General features: G+C 63.1%; 2 protein-coding genes. Both read left to right on the top strand.

Going from position 1 to position 2,090, the window contains the following annotated elements; translation table 11 throughout:
• Positions 1 to 399, top strand: a 399-nt coding sequence (locus tag AC1D0Z_RS20275; protein ID WP_477659968.1) for a cell division protein ZipA C-terminal FtsZ-binding domain-containing protein, incomplete at its 5' end; no start/stop codon positions are given.
• A 42-nt stretch (positions 400 to 441) separates the two neighbouring features.
• A partial coding sequence (ligA, locus tag AC1D0Z_RS20270; RefSeq protein ID WP_477659967.1) for an NAD-dependent DNA ligase LigA occupies positions 442 to 2,090 on the top strand: 1,649 nt, incomplete at its 3' end.

Raw genomic sequence — 2,090 nt, 5'->3', positions numbered from 1 at the left:
GTCCAGCAAAGCGCGGCGCGGCTGGGCTTTGTGGCCGGCTCCATTCCTGGCYGCATGGTGTTGCCTGCGAGCCAGCCGGGGCAGGCGCCGATTCTGGGCCTGGCCTTTGATACGCAGGCCGCCATGGCAGAAGATCCGGAGCAGACGGCGCTGCGTGAACTGACGCTGTCGCTCGACGTTCCGCAGGTTTCCCGCTCCGAGCAGCCTTTTGCGCGCATGTGCGAGGCCGCGCTGTCCCTGGCCGCCAACATGGACGGCGTGATCATCGACGACAACGGCACCCTGATCCGGCCCGAGGCGATGGAGGTTATTCACGCCGACCTGGAGCAGCTCTATGACACGCTGGACAGTCGCGACCTATCAGCCGGCTCGGTGCTGGGGCGCCGGCTTTTTTCCTGATCTCCCTGGGCTTTCGCCCCTGTTTCTGTTCTGATTTCTTTCATGGCCACCAAAGACCTGTTTGCGCAGCCTGACCCTTCGTCGGAACCGGCTTCCGCCGCGGCGCGCGTCGCCGCGTTGCGCGCGGAGCTGCATCTGCACGCGCACCGCTACTACGTGCTCGATGAGCCGGCGATTCCCGATGCCGAGTACGACAGGCTGTTCAAAGAGCTGCAAGCGCTGGAGGCGGCTCATCCGGAACTGCTGACACCTGATTCACCGACCCAGCGCGTGGGCGGCAAGCCGCTGGACCAGTTCGCCAGCGTGCGCCACAAGGTGCCGATGCTCAGCATTCGCACTGAAACCGACACCGAAGCCACCGGGGCGCAGAACTTCGACACCCGCGTGCGCAAGGAATTGGGCCTCACCGAGTCCGACCCGCCGGTCGAATATGTGGCGGAACTCAAGTTCGACGGCCTGGCCAYGAGCCTGCGTTATGAAAACGGCATCCTGGTGCAGGCTGCCACGCGCGGTGATGGTGAAGTCGGCGAGGACGTGACGCAAAACATCCGCACCATCAACCAGATTCCGCTTCGCTTGCCAGCAGATGCGCCGCCGGTCATGGAAGTGCGTGGCGAGGTGTACATGCGCAGGGCGGATTTCGAAGCACTGAATGAGCAACAGCGCGAAAAGATTGCACAGGGCATGAAAGGCGAAAAAACCTTTGTCAACCCGCGCAATGCGGCTGCAGGCGGCGTGCGCCAGCTGGACCCGGCACTGGCAGCGCGGCGGCGCCTGAGCTTTTTTGCTTACGGCTTGGGAGACATCACGCCGGCGGAAGAGGGCGGCCCGGCGTTCGAAACGCATTTCCAGCTTCTGCTGACACTCAGGTCATGGGGTTTTCCGGTCGCAGCACAGACGCAGCTTGCGCAAGGTGCTCCTGAATTGATAGCATTTCACCAGGCTATCGGCAAGCAGCGCGACAGCCTGCCTTACGACATTGACGGTGTGGTTTACAAGGTCAACAGCCTGGCGTTGCAGAAAAAAATGGGCTTTGTCACGCGCGAGCCGCGCTGGGCCGTGGCGCACAAATACCCGGCACAGGAACAGCTCACCACCGTGCAGGCCATTGAAGTGCAGGTGGGCCGTACCGGCAAGCTGACGCCGGTGGCCAAGCTGGCGCCGGTGTTTGTGGGCGGCGTGACCGTGACCAATGCCACGCTGCACAACGAAGACGAAGCGCGCCGCAAGGACGTACGCGTGGGAGACACCGTCATCGTGCGCCGCGCGGGAGACGTGATCCCCGAAGTCGTCAGCGTGCTGCTCGAAAAGCGCGTGCAGGACGCGCCGCAATTCACGATGCCGCGCAAATGTCCCGTCTGCGGCTCTGACGCCCTGCGCGAAGAAGGCGAAGCGGACTACCGGTGCACCGGCGGCCTTTTTTGCGGCGCTCAGCGCAAGGAAGCCATCCTGCATTACGCGCACCGGCGTGCCGTCGAAGTCGAAGGCCTGGGTGACAAGCTGGTTGAGCAACTGGTGGACGCCAACGTGATCCGTACCTTGCCTGACCTCTACAAGCTGGGCCTCACAGCGCTCGCCAGCCTGGACCGCATGGCGGAAAAGTCTGCCAACAATTTGCTGGAAGCGCTTGAAAAATCCAAGCAGACAACGCTGCCGCGTTTTCTGTTCGGCCTTGGCATACGCCATGTCGG

The organism is Polaromonas sp. P1_E3 (assembly GCF_056405935.1).
The sequence above is the reverse complement of the archived record's forward strand: the minus strand, read 5'-3'. Positions and strand labels throughout refer to the sequence as shown.